This is a genomic window from Rheinheimera riviphila (assembly GCF_004005945.1).
GTDB classification, from domain to species: domain Bacteria; phylum Pseudomonadota; class Gammaproteobacteria; order Enterobacterales; family Alteromonadaceae; genus Pararheinheimera; species Pararheinheimera riviphila.
Window position 1 is genome coordinate 62288 of the sequence record NZ_SACS01000002.1, and the last position, 18035, is coordinate 80322.

An 18035-nucleotide genomic window follows, 5' to 3' on the forward strand; every position below is an offset into this window, starting at 1 on the left:
GGCTTGAACAATTAATTTCGTCCGCTGGCTTTCACCAACCGTTGCAATCCCATAAAATCGCCCCATCTAAGCGGGTAATAACTTAATTTTGCAGACCTTCCGGAGTTTTTATGTCAAATCCACAACACAGCCGTTTAATGATTCTGGGCTCTGGCCCTGCCGGTTATACGGCTGCGGTCTATGCCGCCCGTGCCAATTTAAATCCGGTATTAATTACCGGTATGCAGCAAGGTGGTCAGCTGACCACCACCACAGAAGTCGAAAACTGGCCAGGTGACCCGCATGGTCTGACTGGCCCGGCGCTGATGGAGCGAATGCGCGAACACGCCGAAACCTTTAATACCCAGATTATTTTTGACCATATCCACACCGTTGACCTGAAACAACGGCCATTTACCCTGACCGGCGACAATGGCGTGTATACCTGTGATGCGCTGATTATCGCCACCGGCGCTTCGGCTAAATATCTGGGTCTGGAATCTGAACAAAAATTCAGTGGCCGTGGTGTGTCAGCTTGCGCAACTTGTGATGGTTTTTTCTATCGTAATCAAAAAGTTGCGGTGGTTGGTGGTGGTAATACCGCCGTTGAAGAAGCGCTGTATCTGTCAAACATCGCTGCTGAAGTGCATTTAATTCACCGCCGTGACAGCTTCAAAGCAGAGAAAATTCTGGTCGATCGTTTAAATGCCAAAGTTGCCACTGGCAATATCGTGCTGCACACCCATCGCCAACTGGACGAAGTTCTGGGCGATGATATGGGCGTAACCGGTGTGCGTTTAACCTCCACCAAAGGCGAAAGTGATGAAGAACTGGCACTGCAAGGCGTGTTTATCGCTATCGGTCACCAGCCAAATACCGACATTTTTGCCGGTCAGCTGGAAATGAAAGGCGGTTACCTGATGGTGAAAAGCGGCATTGAAGGCAATGCCACTCAGACCAGCATCGAAGGGGTATTCGCTGCCGGTGATGTGTCAGATCACATCTACCGTCAGGCCATTACTTCAGCCGGCACCGGCTGTATGGCAGCGCTTGATGCCGAGCGTTATTTGGACGCTCTGGCCAAATAATTGCCGTTCGCGCAACGCCTGGAGGCCGATGGCTATTTATCTCCCTGAGTTAACGGCGGATCCTTTATGGTTTCCGCCGCTACACTCGACGCTGAAAAATCCTGACGGTTTACTGGCGATGGGCGGTGATTTGTCGGTGCCAAGGTTACAGCAGGCATATCGTAGCGGTATCTTCCCTTGGTTTAGCGATGGTGATCCACTTTTATGGTGGTCGCCATCCACCCGCGCCGTGTTTGCTCCTGGCGAGCTACAGCTCAATCGCAGCTTGCGCAAATATCAAAAACAACAGCAATTTCACTACAGTCGTAATTTAGCTTTTGCACAAGTGATAGCCCATTGTGCTGCGCTGCCACGTCGCAATCAGGCGGGTACCTGGATTGTCGACAACATGCAACAGGCTTACCTGGCTTTGCATCAGGCGGGGCTGGCGCACAGTATCGAAGTCTGGCGGCACAATCAGCTGGTCGGCGGTTTGTATGGTGTAGTTGTCGGCGGTTTGTTTTGTGGTGAATCGATGTTTAATCTAGAGCCGAACACCGCCAAACTGGCGCTTTGTATGCTGCAACAACAACTTACTGGTTACTCTGAAGGTTGGATTGATTGCCAGATGCCCAATCCGTTTTTACTACAACTCGGAGTTCAGCCGTTACCGAAAGCCAAGTATCTGAAGTTGCTGCAGCAATTACGTGATGCGCCTGTACCATCATCGGCCTGGGAACCGGCTGTGCTGGAATTTCAATGATGGATTTACGACAAATTCAGTTAGGTCTTACCGGTGAACACCACTGCAGTTATTTAGCAGAGCAGTCCGAACGACTGGTATTTACCCTACCCGACCAACCACTGAGCCCGGCCGTTTATCAGCAGCTGATGAATTACAATTTCCGTCGCACCGGCCAACAGCTCTACCGGCCTTATTGCAGCAGTTGCCAGGCTTGCCAAGCGGTGCGAATTGCCGCTGAGCATTTTGTGATCAGCACTTCGCAGCGAAAATTACTGCACAAGGCCAAAAAAGCCCAATGGCATTATCGAGTCATTCCAGCTGGCGATGGCATGCAATATATTGATTTATATCAGCAATATATCCGGGGTAAACATGCAGGCGGTGTGATGGATCCGCCGGATCCAGAGCATTTGTACTCGATGTTTCACTGCGACTGGCTGGATATCCTGGTATTGGAGCAATATCAGCAAGAGCAGCTCGTTGGCGTGATGATCCTTGATCAATTACCGGATGGCTTGTCAGCGGTTTATAGTTTCTATCAGCCAGACAGCAATTTAGCACTTGGGAAGTTAGCCATTCTGGCGGCACTTGAGTACCTTAGAGCCAAGCCATTGGCTCAGTTATACCTCGGCTATTACATTTTAGAATGTCAGAAAATGTCATATAAAGCCGATTTTGGTCCGCAACAACGACTGATTGCAGGTAATTGGCAGTCTTTTGATTAAAAAGACCCGAGTTGCTTTACTTATCCTCGTGATTTCGGCACAATCTGCGCAGTTTTTTTCCAGTTTAAACATATTTTTCTAAAGGGGCTCGTACGCTGCATGGCGAAAGAAGACGTGATTGAAATGCAAGGCACAATTTTGGATACCTTGCCAAATACAATGTTCCGGGTCGAACTCGAAAATGGTCACGTGGTTATCGCGCACATTTCGGGTAAAATGCGGAAAAACTACATCCGTATTCTGACCGGCGATAAAGTCACTGTAGAACTGACGCCATACGATTTGACCAAGGGTCGGATCGTCTTCCGTCAACGTTAAGTGGGTAAAGCCTGGTCACTGTTGCATAAAACAAACTAAGCTGCACTAACGTAAAAAAACACCCGGCATCACCGGGTGTTTTTTTGTTTGTTTTTTCAGTGGTTCAACAGCAACGCGGCAAAGAAATACTGCAACGATATAATGCAGAAAGAACGATTAGCTGATGATTTAAGCTAATCGTTTTTTACCATCTTTATGGCTAGCTCTATGACTAGGTCTATGACTAGGCTGGTACTGCCGAATCGAGATAATCAAAACTCAGTTCGTTATCCACCAGGTCAATTCTGACATCGCCGCCGTGTAACAGGCGACCAAACAAAATCTCATTGGCCAGCGGCTTTTTCAGCTGCTCCTGGATCACCCGTGCCATTGGTCTGGCGCCCATCGCTTGGTCATAACCTTTATCAGCGAGCCAAGCGCGTGCAGCCGACGACAACTCCATCGATACCTGCTTTTTATCCAGCTGCACCTGCAAATCACAAATAAACTTATCGACAATTTGCAGAATAATATCGCGTGATAAATGCTTAAACCAAATGATGCCATCAAGCCGGTTACGGAACTCCGGGCTAAAAGTCCGGTTGATTTCTTTGAGTGCATCAAAGCTATGGTCTTGTTGTTTAAACCCAATGGTTTTACGCACGGTTTCCTGGACACCAGCGTTGGTGGTCATGACCAACACTACATTACGAAAATCAATTTTACGGCCGTTGTTGTCCGTTAAAGTGCCGTGATCCATCACCTGCAACAAGATGTTGTAGATATCGGAATGGGCTTTTTCAATTTCATCCAGTAACACTACTGAATATGGATGTTTGGACACCGCATCGGTTAACAGGCCGCCTTGATCAAAACCGACGTAGCCAGGAGGCGCACCAATCAATCGGCTGATTGAATGCCGCTCCATGTACTCGGACATATCAAACCGCAGTAGCTCCACGCCCATGATTTTTGCCAGTTGCTTGGTGACTTCGGTTTTACCCACCCCTGTTGGGCCAGCAAACAGGAAATTACCAATCGGCTTTTCTTCATTACCAAGACCAGAGCGTGACAAACGAATTGCAGAAGTCAGCACTTCAATCGGTTCGTTCTGCCCAAACACCACCAGTTTTAAATTGCGGTCTAAATTGGCCAGCACGTCTTTATCCGAAGCTGATACCGACTTTTCCGGAATACGCGCCATTTTGGCAATCACATGCTCAATCTCTGGCACATTGATAACTTTTTTGCGTTTTGACAGCGGCAACAAACGCTGGCTGGCGCCGGCTTCATCAATCACATCAATGGCTTTGTCCGGCAGATGCCGCTCATTGATGTACTTCGCAGAAAGCTCAGCCGCCGCCCGCAAGGCTTTTTGGGTATACCGCACACCATGATGCGCTTCATACCGCTCTTTTAAACCCTGCAGAATTTGCGTGGTGTCATCCACACTCGGCTCCGTGATATCAATTTTCTGAAAACGACGTACCAAGGCCGTGTCTTTTTCAAAAATGCTTTTAAATTCCTGATAGGTGGTGGAACCGATACAACGCAACCGACCACTCGATAACAGCGGCTTAATCAAGTTGGAAGCATCCATCACACCGCCAGAAGCGGCACCGGCGCCAATCACGGTATGGATTTCATCGATAAATAACACCGCATCTTTTTCGCGTTCGATTTCTTTTAATAACGACTTCAGTCGTTTTTCAAAGTCACCGCGGTATTTGGTACCGGCCAGCAAGGCGCCCATATCCAGCGAGTAAATGGTGGCATTGGCAATCACTTCCGGCACCTGCTTTTGCACAATCCGATACGCCAGACCTTCGGCAATGGCGGTTTTACCGACCCCTGCTTCGCCAACTAGTAGCGGATTGTTTTTCTTGCGGCGACACAATACCTGAATGGTCCGTTCCAGTTCAGTATCACGGCCAACCAGCGGGTCAATCTGACCATTTTTGGCTAACACGTTCAGATTGGCGGTAAAGTTTTCGAGGTATTTATTATCTTCGACACCCACATCGGACGAATCTTCGTGTTGCTCGTCGCTTGGCTCAATTTTGTCGGCTTTAATCACGCCGTGGGAAATGAAATTGACGATATCCAGCCGACTGATATCAATTTTCTTCAGTAAATAAACCGCTTGTGATTCTTGTTCGCTGAAAATAGCCACCAGCACATTGGCACCTGTTACTTCGGCTTTACCAGACGATTGCACATGGAAAACGGCGCGCTGTAACACTCTTTGAAAACCAAGAGTTGGCTGGGTATCACGGTCTAAATCGCCGTCAGGAATGAGCGGCGTGGTTGAATCGATAAAAGTAGATAATTCACTGCGCAGCCGGTCGATATTGGCGCCACAGGATTTTAAGGCATCACCGGCGGCTGGGTTATCTAATAACGCTAACAGCAGATGTTCGACGGTCATATATTCGTGGCGGCGTTCCCTGGCAAACCGAAATGCCAGATTCAGCGTCAACTCAAGATCTTTATTTAACATGCACAGCTCCTAATCCACCTGAGTTACTGACTGATATACCTTTCATCCTTGAAGATTCGGGGTTGTTGGCCGTATCTTCAATGACTTTGGGTATTAGTACCGGCTAAGCCCTTTCCATCGTGCACAACAACGGATGTTCGTGCTCTTTGGCATAACTGCTGACCTGTTGTACTTTGGTCTCAGCGATTTCAGCAGTGAACACACCACAAACCGCCTTGCCCTCGTAATGCACCTTTAACATGATCTCACTGGCTTGTTCATACTGTAGGTTAAAAAAACGGGTTAGCACATCGATGACAAAATCCATTGGGGTGTAATCATCATTGTGCAGAACCACTTTATACATTGGAGGTGGTTCAACTTTCTGTCGGATTAACTCCGCTAAGCCTTCGCCCTGTCCTTTGGTCTGTTTGATGCCGCTCATAAACTATAGTCACGCCTGGTTGATCCATCAAAGGATGTGGAGGTTATATCTACGCTTTTCAATCTTGATTAGTTCGGTAAAAAACTTGACTAGCTGAACAAATTATCTACAGTAACTAATGGAGCTTGAAAAAGCTTTGACGTTGTCATCTTAGAATACAGAAATTAGCTAACTAAGAGAAGGAAGTATGTAGTATGGCTACCGGTAAAGTGAAATGGTTTAATAATGCCAAAGGATTTGGGTTTATTCGTGAAGATGGTCGTGACGAAGACATTTTCGCTCATTACTCAACCATTAGCATGGACGGCTACCGCACGTTGAAAGCTGGCCAGGATGTAACCTTTGAATTATCAGAGGGCCCCAAAGGCCTGCATGCGGTGAATATTGCCCTGCCAGAAGACGGCAAACAGGAATAACACTGCTCCAGTTAGTGACAGGCAGCAGCCATGCAGGGGGACCTGCCTGACACTCATTCCAGATTGATCTTGCCATCATCTGCTTTTCTTCTTTTATTGCTCTCTGAAAACTATCTGTAACTTCTTATCGATACTGATGTTCCGACATAAAGCGCGGACTCATTTCAGACGGTATTCCGCTATCATTTCCATAAAAAAATCCGGTGTTGCCACCGGATTTTTATAGTACAGCTTCGTTAATAGCAGAGCTTAGACTGCAGCCAGCGCCTCATTCAGAGTTGCGCTTGGACGCATCGCTGCTGTCGCTTTCGTGTCGTCTAACCGGTAATAACCACCAATATCCACTGCTTTGCCTTGTACTGAATTCAGTTCATGTACAATTTTCGCTTCGTTTTCAACCAACGTTGCCGCTAAAGGCGCAAAACGTTGTTGTAGCGCGACATCGGCAGTTTGAGTGGCTAACGCTTGTGCCCAGTACATCGCCAGATAAAAATGACTACCACGGTTGTCCAACTGACCCAGTTTACGGGTTGGCGACTTATCGGTATCCAGGAACTTGGCAGTTGCCTGGTCTAAAGTATCCGCCAGCACTTTCGCACCTTTGTTACCCGCAACCTGGCTCAAATGCTCCAGTGACGCCGCTAACGCCAGGAATTCGCCTAAAGAATCCCAACGTAAGTGGTTTTCTTCGACAAATTGCTCAACGTGTTTTGGTGCAGAGCCACCAGCGCCAGTTTCAAACAAGCCGCCGCCGTTCATCAGCGGCACCACTGACAACATTTTAGCGCTGGTGCCTAATTCAAGGATTGGGAACAAGTCGGTCAGGTAATCACGTAATACGTTACCGGTGACAGAAATGGTGTCCAGACCTTGTTTGATCCGCACCAGACTGGCTTTGGTCGCCTGCTCTGGCGTCATGATAGAAATATCAAGACCTGCAGTGTCATGTTGCGCCAGGTAACTGTTCACTTTAGTAATCAGCTGGGCGTCATGGGCACGCGCTGCGTCTAACCAGAAAATAGCTGGTGTGTTGCTCAGACGTGCGCGGCTGACTGCTAATTTCACCCAGTCCTGAATTGGCGCATCTTTGGTCTGACACATCCGCCAGATATCACCTGCTTCAACTTTGTGCGACATCAGCACTGTGCCTGCAGCATCAACCACATTCACCACGCCAGCAGCTGGAATGACGAATGTTTTGTCATGCGAGCCGTATTCTTCCGCTTTTTGCGCCATCAAACCAACATTCGGTACTGAGCCCATGGTTTTCGGGTCAAAAGCACCGTTTTCTTTACAGAAATTGATAGTTTCCTGATACACACCGGCGTAACAACGATCCGGGATCACAAATTTAGTATCTTTTAACTTGCCGTCCGGGCCCCACATCTGGCCTGAAGTACGAATAGCGGCAGGCATCGAAGCGTCGATAATCACATCACTTGGCACGTGCAGGTTAGTGATACCTTTATCGGAATTCACCATCGCAAGCAGCGGCTGTGCGGCGTAAACGGCAGCGATATCGGCTTCAATTTCAGCGCGTTTTTCAGCTGGCAATTGCTGAATTTTCGCCAGTAAATCGCCAAAACCGTTGTTGACATCAACACCTAAGTCTTTCAGCACAGCAGCATGTTTGGCGAAAACGTCCGCGAAAAACACCGTCACCACATGGCCGAAAATGACTGGATCCGACACTTTCATCATGGTGGCTTTTAAATGCACTGAAAACAGCACACCTTGCGCCTTGGCATTGCTGATTTCAGCCGCCAGAAATTCACGTAAAGCGCTGACACTTAATACTGATGCATCAATCACTTCAGCGGCAGACAAGCTGGTTTTTTCTTTCAGAACTTTTACTGAACCATCGGCTTGTGCCAGCTCAATCCGTACTGCGGTTGCAGTTGGCACTGTCACTGACTTTTCACTACCGTAGAAATCACCGCCGCTCATATGAGCGACATGAGATTTAGACGTTGACGACCAACCGCCCATTGAATGTGGGTTTTTCCGGGCGTATTGCTTGACCGATAACGGCGCACGACGATCCGAGTTACCTTCACGCAGTACCGGGTTGACCGCACTGCCTTTGATTTTGTCGTAACGCGATTTCGCGTCTTTTTCAGCATCGGTACGGGCTTCTTCCGGATAATCCGGCAGCGCATAACCTTTGGCTTGTAATTCTTTAATCGCAGCAATTAATTGAGGCACAGAAGCACTGATATTTGGCAGCTTGATAATGTTGGCATCAGGTTGTGTTGCCAGCTGACCTAATTCAGCCAAGGCGTCAGCCTGTTGCTGCGCCGGAGCTAAATAGTCAGAGAATGCGGCGATAATACGGCCAGACAACGAAATATCACGGGTTTCTACCAGAACGCCAGCCGCTTTGGCAAAAGTCTGCACTATTGGCAACAGTGAATAAGTAGCCAGCGCTGGTGCTTCGTCAGTCTGGGTATAGATGATTTTTGAAGTTTCAGTGGTCATGTAATTTCCTGGATCAGCAACAATGATGCCGATACTGGCTGCAGTTATAGCGGGATCACCACCAACCATCGGGTGATCAAGGTGCTATTTCCGGCCAATACCAGCTGGATTTGTTGAATAAGTTTATCAGTTAAGTTTCCACCGCAGTAGAGCGTCTGCTGTCGCAACTTCAAATGCCGGAAGCTTTCGCCATGCAGATATCAGATATGGAACAACCGATGAATCAAACAGCCTGCACATAGTACAGACTTCAAATAAAGAGCAAAACCTTTCGTGGCCTGACCACTTCAAAAAAAGTAGGAAATCAGCGAAAAATGTGGCGCTTTGTGCTGATCTTGCTGCGACGTCAACCGGACAATAGACCAGGATGCTGTTTTCGCCGTAGTATGAGGTCATCAATATGTGAGCATCAATTCAAAGCCTCGCCTTAAGGATCAAGATGGACCGAAGTCAGTTACATCTCACGGTGGCCGCCGTGGTGGTTTATCAGGGAAAATTTTTGCTGGTGGAAGAACGTGATAAACAAAGCCAGCGGCTCGTGCTGAATCAGCCGGCTGGTCATGTTGAAAGTGACGAAGATTTAATTGCCGCGATTGAACGCGAACTTTTTGAAGAAACCGGTCTGGTGTTAACAGCCGACGGTTGGCTGGGTATTTCGCAGCTGGTCGCCGGTAACGGCCACCGCTATGTGCGGGTCAACTTCTACTTTGAACCAGACGCCTTGCCATCCGGGCATCAGCCGCAGGATGCAGATATTCTGGCCTTGCACTGGCTGACCCTTGAGGAGCTTGCTGCGCATGCCTTGCCAGAGCGCAGCCAGCTGGTTTCTGACGCCATTTTGCAATACCAACAAGGGGTGCGGCTACCATTGGCGCTGATTAAAAGCCCGGTCAGCTCTGTGTCAGCGTCTAAAACGGTGTTATAATCCGCGCCTCGTTTTCGTCTCGAAGCCTGGAATATGTCAGCAAACAGCAGTAAAAAAGTCATTGTCGGGATGTCCGGCGGCGTTGATTCGTCGGTGTCGGCCTATTTGTTACTTCAGCAAGGTTATCAGGTCGAAGGCCTGTTTATGAAGAACTGGGAAGAAGACGACAACGATGAATACTGCGCTGCAGCGGAAGACTTAAAAGATGCGCAGCAAGTCTGCGACAAACTCGGCATTAAACTGCACAAAGTGAATTTCGCTAGCGAATACTGGGACAATGTCTTTGAGTACTTCCTGGCAGAATACAAAGCCGGCCGGACCCCAAATCCGGACATCATGTGCAACAAAGAAATCAAATTTAAAGCCTTTCTTGAATTCGCGGCTGAAGCCTTAGCGGCGGACTATATTGCGACCGGTCATTATGTGCAGCGCCGGGAAGTTGACGGCCACTGGCAGTTATTACGTGGCCTTGATGGCAATAAAGATCAAAGTTATTTCCTCTATACCATTGGCGAACAGCATGTCGCCCAAACCTTGTTTCCGGTTGGCGATCTGGAAAAACCAGCGGTTCGCGCCATCGCCGAACAACAAGGTTTAATCACTGCCAATAAAAAAGACAGCACCGGCATTTGTTTTATCGGTGAGCGTAAATTTAAAGATTTCCTGCAAAAATATCTGCCGGCGCAACCTGGTGATATCGTCACCGTCGACGGTGACACCATTGGTCGTCACGAAGGCTTGATGTACCACACTTTGGGTCAGCGTAAAGGCTTAGGCATTGGCGGACTGAAAGACGGTGCCGAAGATCCCTGGTATGTGGTGGCTAAAGATTTAGTTAATAATCATCTTATCGTGGCGCAAGGTCATGATCATCCAAGTTTATTTGCCAAAGGTCTGGTTGCCGATCAGCTGCACTGGGTCGATAGAACTGGCCCGTCATCTGCCTTACGCTGTACCGTGAAAACCCGATATCGGCAGCAGGATATCGACTGTACACTGACACCCAATCCCGACGGCACCGTCACGGTATTATTCGACCAGCCACAAAAAGCAGTCACCCCCGGTCAATCGGCGGTGTTTTATTTAAATGATGTTTGCCTTGGCGGCGGCATTATTGATCAGGCGGTACTCTAAGCATGCAATTTTCTTATACCACGCAAACCTTAGCCTTGGCCGCGTTATGTCAGGCCATTCGTTTAGTCCAGCAAATCGCCCGCGGTGATGAAGCAAGCAATACTGAGCTGGAATTATGCCTGCAAAGTGTCTCAGTGCAGGACGCGGCAGAGCCGGTGGATATTTTTGGCGGCAAACTGGCGGATCTGGCCAACGGTTATCATGTGTTACAAGCGCAGCTTGGCGATAACCCGAAAAAAGATCTGGAGCTAACCCGCTACGCGATGGCGGTGATCACGCTGGAACGTAAACTTGCAAAAAGTGGTGACAGTTTGCAGGCCGTGGGGAAACGCATTGAGCGCCTGCAACAACAACTGCAGCATTTTCAATTACTTGATGAGACCATTTTGGCGAGCATGGCCGACATCTATATCGAACATGTCAGCCCATTAGGTCAGCGCATCCAGATTGCCGGACAGCCTGCGGCATTAAAACAACCGATGGTGCAACATAAAATCCGCGCATTACTGCTGGCGGCAATCCGCGCTGCAGTGCTGTGGCGTCAGGCCGGTGGCCGTAAATATCATTTTATTCTGCAGCGTAAACGACTGCTGCAGGAAGTAAAAACCGTTTTACAACAATTAGCCCAAGCATAGGAGTTTCCATGGAACTGAACGCATTAACCGCCATCTCCCCGGTCGATGGTCGTTACGGCAGTCGCACTGTTGAGCTGAGAGACATTTTCAGTGAATTCGGTTTGATTAAATACCGTGTCACTGTTGAAGTGCGCTGGTTACAGCAAATGGCTGGTATTGCCGGTATTGCCGAAGTTCCGGCGCTGAGCGCTGAAGCAAACAACCTACTGAATGCAATTGTCGACAATTTCAGCCTGGCCGATGCCCAGCGCGTGAAAGACATTGAGCGCACCACCAATCACGATGTGAAAGCGGTGGAATATCTGCTGAAAGAAAAAGTTGCTGATGTACCTGAACTGGCCGCAGTCAGCGAGTTTATTCACTTTGCTTGTACTTCTGAAGATATCAATAACTTATCACACGGTCTGATGTTAAAAACGGCTCGTGACGAAGTGCTGTTACCACTGTGTGATCAATTACTTGGCGCGTTAAAAGAGTTGGCAGTGCGTTACAAAACCATGCCAATGATGGCGCGCACTCATGGTCAGCCAGCATCGCCAACCACCCTTGGCAAAGAAATGGCCAATGTGTATATCCGTCTGCTGCGTCAGCGTGAACAGATTGCTGCGGTGCAGATGTTGGGCAAATTTAACGGCGCCGTCGGTAACTACAATGCGCATTTATCGGCGTACCCTGATTTAAACTGGCATCAGATTTCTGAGCAGTTTGTCACTAGCCTGGGCCTTGAATGGAACCCGTTCACCACCCAAATTGAACCGCATGATTACATTGCAGAATTGTTTGATGCAGTAGCGCGTTTTAACACCATCCTGATTGATTTTGACCGCGATGTCTGGGGCTATATTGCCCTCGGTCACTTTAAGCAAAAAACCATCGCCGGTGAAATTGGCTCTTCGACCATGCCGCATAAAGTCAACCCGATTGACTTTGAAAACTCGGAAGGCAACCTGGGTCTGGCCAACGCCATTTTCCAACACCTGGCGAGCAAACTGCCAATTTCTCGTTGGCAGCGTGATTTAACCGACTCAACGGTGTTACGTAATCTGGGTATTGGTTTTGGTTACACGGTCATCGCCTACCACGCCACGCTCAAAGGCATCAGCAAACTGGAAGTTAGCGAAGCCAATCTGCTGCAGGAACTGGATCAAAACTGGGAACTGCTGGCTGAGCCGGTACAAACAGTGATGCGTCGTTATGGCGTTGAAAAACCGTATGAAAAACTGAAAGAACTGACGCGCGGCAAACGTATTACGCCAGCTGATTTACACGCCTTTATCGATAAGCTGGACGTTCCGGCGCAGGCCAAAGTGCAAATGAAGCAGTTCACGCCAGACAATTATATTGGCGCGGCCATCGCACTGGTCGACAGCCTGAACTAATCTTGGCTACATCGTAAGTTGTTTCGAGGCAGCACGTCCTTTATGGATGCGCTGCCTTTTCTTTCTTCTCCTTATTTCCGGAATTTAGCCATGTATCAACTGAACCTGCATGATTTAACCGTCGAGCAATTTCTCGCCGAATATTGGCAGAAAAAACCTTTATTAATCAAAGGTGGTTTCGCTAATTTTGAAGATCCAATCAGCCCGGACGAATTGGCTGGCCTCGCCGCCGAAGAAGAGATTGAATCGCGCATCGTCAGTAAGTCAAAAGGCGAATGGCAACTCGAAACCGGCCCTTTTGAAGATTACAGTGCTTTTGGCGAACAAGACTGGACCTTGCTGCTGCAGGCTGTTGATCACTGGCATCCGGAATCTGCGGTTCTTATCGAGCCGTTCCGTTTTATTCCAAACTGGCGGATTGATGATCTGATGATTAGCTTTTCGACACCAGGTGGCGGCGTTGGTCCACATTTGGATCAGTATGACGTGTTCATCATTCAGGGCATGGGTAAACGTCACTGGCGGGTGGGCATGCCGGACGCAACCTTGACCCAACATTGTCCGCATCCACGTTTATTGCAAATCAGCCCTTTTGTTGATTGTATTGATGTGATCACTGAACCTGGCGACATTTTATATATTCCACCAGGCTGCCCGCACGAAGGTATTTCGGTAGATGCCAGCCTGAACTATTCAGTTGGCTTTCGGGCTCCGGCGCAAAAAGATTTATTAACTGGCCTTGCTGATTATTTAATTGAAAACGAAATTCAGGGCGAGCGTTATACCGATGCCGGCCGCACTGTCGCCACCAACATTGGTGAAATCACATCAGCTGATTTAGCTTCTGTGCAGCAGATGCTGCAAGGCCTGATTAACGATCCAAAACTATTGGCGCAATATTTTGGCAGTTATATCACCCATGCCAAACATGAGCTGGACGCGACCGAACCGGATCCACATTATCATCTGGATGAAATTGCTGAATATTTATTAGAAGGTTCGGTACTAGCAAGACTCGGTGGTTTACGTTGTTGTTATATTCAGGCAACTGCTGCAGATGATATTTCGCTGTTTATTAATGGCCATACCATCACAGTCCCCGCCACTGAATTGTCGACAGTCAAACAGCTTTGTGAGCAAATTCAACTGGATGCACAAACCTGTATCGCCTTTGCCGAAGATCCGTCAAAACTGAAGTTACTGACGATGCTGATTAATCAGGGTTATTGGTATTTTGTCGAATAAGCAGCTTGCTGGTTAACGGCTTTATAAGCTCCTCAAATAAAAAAACCGGCATTGCCGGTTTTTTTACAGCGACACATTTCAAGCATTTGACGTATTGGCTTTTGCCCAAAATTGCTCGTTTTCAAACAAATCGTACAGTGAATGGGCTCTGGAAATCAGTAAGTTGACATAGTCTGCTGACGTTTGATCCTGCACCCCGGCATCGATCAATTGCTGCGCCTTCATTTGCCATCTGAACGAAAAGACACGCAGTGCGTCACGGGCATCGGCAGCAGCCGTCAATGCCAGGTGATCGGTGGGTAAATCACCGGAAATCACCCAGTAACTTTGCCGGTCTAAACCGTTAATTTTCCAAACGGCCACCATCGGTGGTAAATATCGTGAATCCTGCACCGCGACACTGTCCATCAGGATGCCTTTTTCGGCCAGAAACAGGTTGGCTTTTTGAAACTGGGCGCGGACCCATTCGCTGATTTGCGCTGCATCTAAAGCGGCCGCAGGCTGTTGGTTAGTGGATTCCATGATACTGCTCTTTCATTGATGTCAAAAATAACACTCTAAGCCAGCAGCCTCCTGATGACAAGTCACTCGATAAATTGTCGACAATATGCTGGACTGACCAGCGGATATTTTTGCAGATCCATAGCGAAAACTCAGCCGAAATGGTACATTCCGCCGCGAAAAACCGGACCGAAAGCGCCGCTGTACCCTACCCCCACAGCACGCTAATATTCGTTGCTGCAATTACCCACGCAGCGCGCATCACCCAACGGAGAACCAGACGTGGCAGTATTTAATCATCCAGAATTTGATAACCATGAACAAGTGGTATTTTGTAGCGATAAAGAAACGGGCCTCAAAGCCATTATCGCCATTCACAGCACCAAACTCGGCCCGTCCGTGGGTGGCTGCCGGATGTGGGACTATGTCGCCGACGAAGATGCACTGGTTGATGTGTTGCGTTTATCCCGTGGCATGACTTACAAAAATGCGATGGCCGGTTTACCAATTGGTGGTGGCAAATCAGTCATCATCGGCAATGCCAAAACCATCAAATCTGAAGCCTTGTTCCGTAAATTTGGTCAGTACGTGCATTCCTTAAGTGGCCGTTATATCAGTGCTGAAGACGTGAATATTACCACCGCCGACATTTCAATCGTGCATAAAGAAACACCTTATGTCGCTGGTTTAGAAGGTAAAAGTGGCAACCCTGGTCCATTTACTGCCCTCGGAACTTATCAGGGTTTAAAAGCGGCTGCACTGCATAAATTTGGTTCCGCTTCACTGCAGGGTTTAACTGTTGCCGTGCAGGGTCTTGGTAGTGTTGGTTTTTATCTGTGTGAATATCTGCACAAAGAAGGCGCCAAACTGATCGTCACCGACATCAACCCGGACGCTATCAGCCGTGCCGTTGCACAGTTTGATGCCACTGCAGTTGGCCTGGATGAAATTTATAGCCAACAGTGCGACATTTACGCGCCATGTGCTTTAGGTGCGACCATTAACGATCACAGCATCGAACAGTTTAAGTGCAAAATTATCGCCGGTTGTGCCAATAACCAGCTTAAAGAAACCCGTCATGGTGAAGTACTGCGCCAAAAAGGTATTTTATACGCGCCGGACTACGTGATTAATGCCGGCGGCATTATCAACGTTTATTCAGAAATGAGCCCACAAGGCTATGATGAAGCTTGGTCAACCAGCAAAGTGATGGACATTTACAGCACCTTGCTGAACATCTTCCAACGCGCCGATGCTGAACAACAACCGACGAATGCGGTGGCTGATTTAATGGCGCAGGAAATTATCGCTCGCGGTAAAAAATAATTCTGATTGTATTTGGTAGAAAAAACCGCCATTACTGGCGGTTTTTTATGGCGTCCGATTTATACCAATCGGACCAACCCTTCGTTAAATCATACACATAGTAACTGCTCATCTCGGCTGTCAATTTGGCGAACAAGTCATAGTTCGACAAATTTACCGTTAGAAAACACACGGCGCCGCAGTTTACCGGCCGGAAAGTTGAACTTGGTGACGCATAAACTTTGGCATCAAATAAATATTGCTCTGCCAGTTTTTTCACCCGAAACGCATGGTAATCACTGCTGACAAACACCAGCGGATGTTGCCGATCCAACCTATCTGCTAACTGATAAAACTCGTGGTAGGTGGTTGAACCGCCGTGAAAACAATCCAGATCGACGCCAGCCGGAACCTTAGGTCGCAGATAATCCAGATAAGGCTGACAAAATAAGGTAGTGATATGCACTATGGGTTGGTCGGTCCGCGTTGAAATAACACTGCTCAGCTGATCCAGCCGGCTACGGGCACAATCCGGGATCGCCGTCGCAGTGCCACCACAGCCCAGCACCACATAATTACCGCTAAAATCGGCGGCCACCGTATCGGTGCTGATGACGCTGTTGTACCAATGGCGCACCTGGTTAGCGGCGTAACCATTACCAAAAGCATAAAACCAGACGAACAACAGCAACAAACCGGTTTTACGGTAGCGTAATACGGCAAACAACAGGCCCCATAAAAACAGATTATGCGGGTATAAAAAGGGTTCAATTAAGTCTTTCACAGCAGACTCCATCACGACAATAACACAGTTGCATCATGACAGTTTGCCGCGGCGACTGCCAGTAGCCGCTTGCCCAACATAAATATTTTTGCCGCAAGCTATTCGCTCATGCTTATAAAACATTGAGCTGTGGTAAGATCTGGCGCAAAATCTACGCAACAACCAGCGTGAAATAGCAAGCAATCGGAGTGAAGCTATGTTGAAGACAGTCTCAGTGATCGGTTTAGGTTATATCGGCTTACCCACAGCCGCCATGTTGGCATCACGCAAGCTGCGGGTCATCGGCGTCGATGTGAACCAACACGCGGTCGATACCATTAATCAGGGCAAAATTCATATCGTCGAACCAGAGCTGGATTTACTGGTGCACGCGGCAGTCACTGGTGGTTATTTATCCGCCCAAACCAAAGCAGCACCAGCTGACGCTTTTATGATTGCAGTACCAACGCCATTTTTTGATGATCTGTCGCCAGATTTGTCTTATGTTGAAGCTGCAGTCAAATCGATTGCCCCGGTACTGACCAAAGGCAACCTGATTGTGCTGGAATCTACCAGCCCGGTTGGCACCACCGAACTGATGTGCAAATGGATCAAAGAAATCCGCCCGGATTTAACTTTGCCAACAGATTCAAACACCCCGGATTTACATGTTGCTTATTGCCCTGAGCGCGTGCTGCCAGGCAAAGTAGTACATGAACTGATTTCCAACGACCGCATTATTGGTGGTTTAACCGCAGCCTGTTCAGAAATGGCCAAAGCACTTTACAGCACTTTTGTTGCTGGCGAACTGCTGGTAACTGATGCGCGCACCGCTGAAATGTCAAAACTGACTGAAAATGCCTTCCGTGACGTCAACATCGCTTTTGCCAATGAGCTGTCATTAATCTGTGACAAGCTAAACATCAACGTCTGGGAATTGATCCGGATGGCAAACCGCCACCCACGGGTCAATATCCTGACACCTGGTGCTGGTGTGGGTGGCCATTGTATCGCAGTTGACCCATGGTTTATCGTGCATTCTGCGCCAGAGCAAGCGAAGCTCATCCGTACTTCACGTGAAGTGAACGACTTCAAACCTGAGTGGGTCCTGCAGAAAATTCTATCGACTGTTGCCAATCACAGCCTGAACAAGCCGTCAGTCGCCTGTTTTGGTCTGGCATTTAAGCCGGATATCGACGATTTACGCGAAAGCCCGGCATTGCATATTGTGAATAAACTGGCCGCTGAATATAACGGTAAAGTATTGGCAGTTGAGCCAAACATTCACAGCACCAATAAACTGCATGCGAATGCTGAGCTGGTGAGCATCGAGCAAGGTTTAGCGGCCGACATTATCGTGATCCTGGTAAAACACAAAGCGTTTAACGCCTGTGATTTTAAAGGTAAAACTGTGATCAATGTCGTTGGCGAGTAACATCTATATACCCGTCATCCTTGAAGATTCGGGGTTGTTGCCTTCGTTCGTTCGCCCCAGTCACATAGTACAGCTATGCTCC

General features: G+C 48.2%; 17 protein-coding genes. 12 read left to right on the forward strand and 5 right to left on the reverse strand.

The annotated features are described in order from the left end of the window. The first annotated feature begins 110 nt into the window (after positions 1-110). The 4 genes from trxB (at position 111) to infA (ending at position 2834) form a co-directional block, all read left to right on the forward strand. The gene (gene trxB, locus EOE67_RS02670; RefSeq protein ID WP_068063495.1) at positions 111-1067 is read left to right on the forward strand and encodes a thioredoxin-disulfide reductase; all 957 of its coding nucleotides are present in this window, start codon (positions 111-113) and stop codon (positions 1065-1067) included. A gap of 28 nt (positions 1068-1095) precedes the next feature. After that, positions 1096-1809: a leucyl/phenylalanyl-tRNA--protein transferase gene (aat, locus tag EOE67_RS02675; RefSeq protein ID WP_127697515.1), complete on the forward strand. Its 714-nt coding sequence runs from the start codon at positions 1096-1098 to the stop codon at positions 1807-1809. Beyond that, positions 1806-2516, forward strand: a complete 711-nt coding sequence (locus EOE67_RS02680) for an arginyltransferase (protein ID WP_240652690.1) — start codon at positions 1806-1808, stop codon at positions 2514-2516. Before aat ends, EOE67_RS02680 begins: the two co-directional genes overlap by 4 nt. A gap of 99 nt (positions 2517-2615) precedes the next feature. After that, a complete protein-coding gene (infA, locus tag EOE67_RS02685) occupies positions 2616-2834 on the forward strand; it encodes a translation initiation factor IF-1 (RefSeq protein WP_068063502.1) in 219 nt (72 codons plus the stop codon). A 223-nt stretch (positions 2835-3057) separates the two neighbouring features. Here infA and clpA read toward each other — a convergent pair whose 3' ends face one another. Both clpA and clpS read right to left on the reverse strand, forming a co-directional pair. Continuing rightward, complete coding sequence (gene clpA / locus EOE67_RS02690) at positions 3058-5313, reverse strand: ATP-dependent Clp protease ATP-binding subunit ClpA (protein ID WP_127697516.1); 2256 nt, start codon at positions 5311-5313, stop codon at positions 3058-3060. A gap of 103 nt (positions 5314-5416) precedes the next feature. Continuing rightward, entirely contained in the window at positions 5417-5737 is a 321-nt protein-coding gene (gene clpS / locus EOE67_RS02695; RefSeq protein ID WP_068063505.1) for an ATP-dependent Clp protease adapter ClpS, read from the reverse strand. A gap of 194 nt (positions 5738-5931) precedes the next feature. Between clpS and cspD the strand changes: the two genes are divergently transcribed. Then, positions 5932-6153 (forward strand): cold shock domain-containing protein CspD, encoded by a 222-nt coding sequence (gene cspD / locus EOE67_RS02700; RefSeq protein ID WP_068063506.1) that lies wholly within the window; start codon positions 5932-5934, stop codon positions 6151-6153. 249 nt (positions 6154-6402) lie between these two features. Here the strand turns inward: cspD and EOE67_RS02705 are convergent, their stop codons facing one another. Then, a complete protein-coding gene (locus EOE67_RS02705) occupies positions 6403-8631 on the reverse strand; it encodes an NADP-dependent isocitrate dehydrogenase (protein ID WP_127697517.1) in 2229 nt (742 codons plus the stop codon). Between the two features lie 439 nt (positions 8632-9070). Here EOE67_RS02705 and EOE67_RS02710 point away from each other — a divergent pair, with 439 nt between their 5' ends. The 5 genes from EOE67_RS02710 to EOE67_RS02730 all read left to right on the forward strand — a co-directional run bounded on the left by EOE67_RS02710 (position 9071) and on the right by EOE67_RS02730 (position 13949). After that, positions 9071-9556 carry an NUDIX domain-containing protein gene (locus EOE67_RS02710; RefSeq protein WP_127697518.1) on the forward strand — a complete coding sequence of 162 codons (486 nt, stop codon included), beginning with the start codon at positions 9071-9073 and terminating at the stop codon, positions 9554-9556. A gap of 33 nt (positions 9557-9589) precedes the next feature. Continuing rightward, complete coding sequence (gene mnmA / locus EOE67_RS02715; RefSeq protein ID WP_127697519.1) at positions 9590-10690, forward strand: tRNA 2-thiouridine(34) synthase MnmA; 1101 nt, start codon at positions 9590-9592, stop codon at positions 10688-10690. A gap of 2 nt (positions 10691-10692) precedes the next feature. Then, positions 10693-11325 (forward strand): high frequency lysogenization protein HflD, encoded by a 633-nt coding sequence (gene hflD, locus EOE67_RS02720; protein ID WP_127697520.1) that lies wholly within the window; start codon positions 10693-10695, stop codon positions 11323-11325. A gap of 8 nt (positions 11326-11333) precedes the next feature. Further along, complete coding sequence (purB, locus tag EOE67_RS02725; protein WP_127697521.1) at positions 11334-12704, forward strand: adenylosuccinate lyase; 1371 nt, start codon at positions 11334-11336, stop codon at positions 12702-12704. Between the two features lie 90 nt (positions 12705-12794). Continuing rightward, positions 12795-13949 (forward strand): ribosomal protein uL16 3-hydroxylase, encoded by a 1155-nt coding sequence (locus EOE67_RS02730; RefSeq protein ID WP_127697522.1) that lies wholly within the window; start codon positions 12795-12797, stop codon positions 13947-13949. Positions 13950-14027: 78 nt separating this feature from the next. Here the strand turns inward: EOE67_RS02730 and EOE67_RS02735 are convergent, their stop codons facing one another. Continuing rightward, on the reverse strand, positions 14028-14471 hold the full coding sequence (locus EOE67_RS02735; RefSeq protein ID WP_127697523.1) for a DUF4826 family protein: 444 nt from the start codon (positions 14469-14471) through the stop codon (positions 14028-14030). 261 nt (positions 14472-14732) lie between these two features. Between EOE67_RS02735 and EOE67_RS02740 the strand changes: the two genes are divergently transcribed. Beyond that, positions 14733-15776, forward strand: a complete 1044-nt coding sequence (locus EOE67_RS02740; protein ID WP_127697524.1) for a Leu/Phe/Val dehydrogenase — start codon at positions 14733-14735, stop codon at positions 15774-15776. A 31-nt stretch (positions 15777-15807) separates the two neighbouring features. On the opposite strand, the gene EOE67_RS02745 is transcribed toward EOE67_RS02740, so the two are convergent. Further along, positions 15808-16539: a YdcF family protein gene (locus EOE67_RS02745; RefSeq protein ID WP_127697525.1), complete on the reverse strand. Its 732-nt coding sequence runs from the start codon at positions 16537-16539 to the stop codon at positions 15808-15810. A 196-nt stretch (positions 16540-16735) separates the two neighbouring features. Here EOE67_RS02745 and wecC point away from each other — a divergent pair, with 196 nt between their 5' ends. Further along, positions 16736-17953: a UDP-N-acetyl-D-mannosamine dehydrogenase gene (wecC, locus tag EOE67_RS02750; RefSeq protein ID WP_127697526.1), complete on the forward strand. Its 1218-nt coding sequence runs from the start codon at positions 16736-16738 to the stop codon at positions 17951-17953. Positions 17954-18035 lie beyond the last annotated feature (82 nt).

Excerpts from the sequence above, each read along its gene's own strand:
- trxB (WP_068063495.1), top strand. The coding sequence starts at position 111 with ATGTCAAATCCACAACACAGCCGTTTAATGATTCTGGGCTCTGGCCCT.
- aat (WP_127697515.1), top strand. The coding sequence starts at position 1,096 with ATGGCTATTTATCTCCCTGAGTTAACGGCGGATCCTTTATGGTTTCCG.
- EOE67_RS02680 (WP_240652690.1), top strand. The coding sequence starts at position 1,806 with ATGATGGATTTACGACAAATTCAGTTAGGTCTTACCGGTGAACACCAC.
- infA (WP_068063502.1), top strand. The coding sequence starts at position 2,616 with ATGGCGAAAGAAGACGTGATTGAAATGCAAGGCACAATTTTGGATACC.
- clpA (WP_127697516.1), bottom strand. The coding sequence starts at position 5,313 with ATGTTAAATAAAGATCTTGAGTTGACGCTGAATCTGGCATTTCGGTTT.
- clpS (WP_068063505.1), bottom strand. The coding sequence starts at position 5,737 with ATGAGCGGCATCAAACAGACCAAAGGACAGGGCGAAGGCTTAGCGGAG.
- cspD (WP_068063506.1), top strand. The coding sequence starts at position 5,932 with ATGGCTACCGGTAAAGTGAAATGGTTTAATAATGCCAAAGGATTTGGG.
- EOE67_RS02705 (WP_127697517.1), bottom strand. The coding sequence starts at position 8,631 with ATGACCACTGAAACTTCAAAAATCATCTATACCCAGACTGACGAAGCA.
- EOE67_RS02710 (WP_127697518.1), top strand. The coding sequence starts at position 9,071 with ATGGACCGAAGTCAGTTACATCTCACGGTGGCCGCCGTGGTGGTTTAT.
- mnmA (WP_127697519.1), top strand. The coding sequence starts at position 9,590 with ATGTCAGCAAACAGCAGTAAAAAAGTCATTGTCGGGATGTCCGGCGGC.
- hflD (WP_127697520.1), top strand. The coding sequence starts at position 10,693 with ATGCAATTTTCTTATACCACGCAAACCTTAGCCTTGGCCGCGTTATGT.
- purB (WP_127697521.1), top strand. The coding sequence starts at position 11,334 with ATGGAACTGAACGCATTAACCGCCATCTCCCCGGTCGATGGTCGTTAC.
- EOE67_RS02730 (WP_127697522.1), top strand. The coding sequence starts at position 12,795 with ATGTATCAACTGAACCTGCATGATTTAACCGTCGAGCAATTTCTCGCC.
- EOE67_RS02735 (WP_127697523.1), bottom strand. The coding sequence starts at position 14,471 with ATGGAATCCACTAACCAACAGCCTGCGGCCGCTTTAGATGCAGCGCAA.
- wecC (WP_127697526.1), top strand. The coding sequence starts at position 16,736 with ATGTTGAAGACAGTCTCAGTGATCGGTTTAGGTTATATCGGCTTACCC.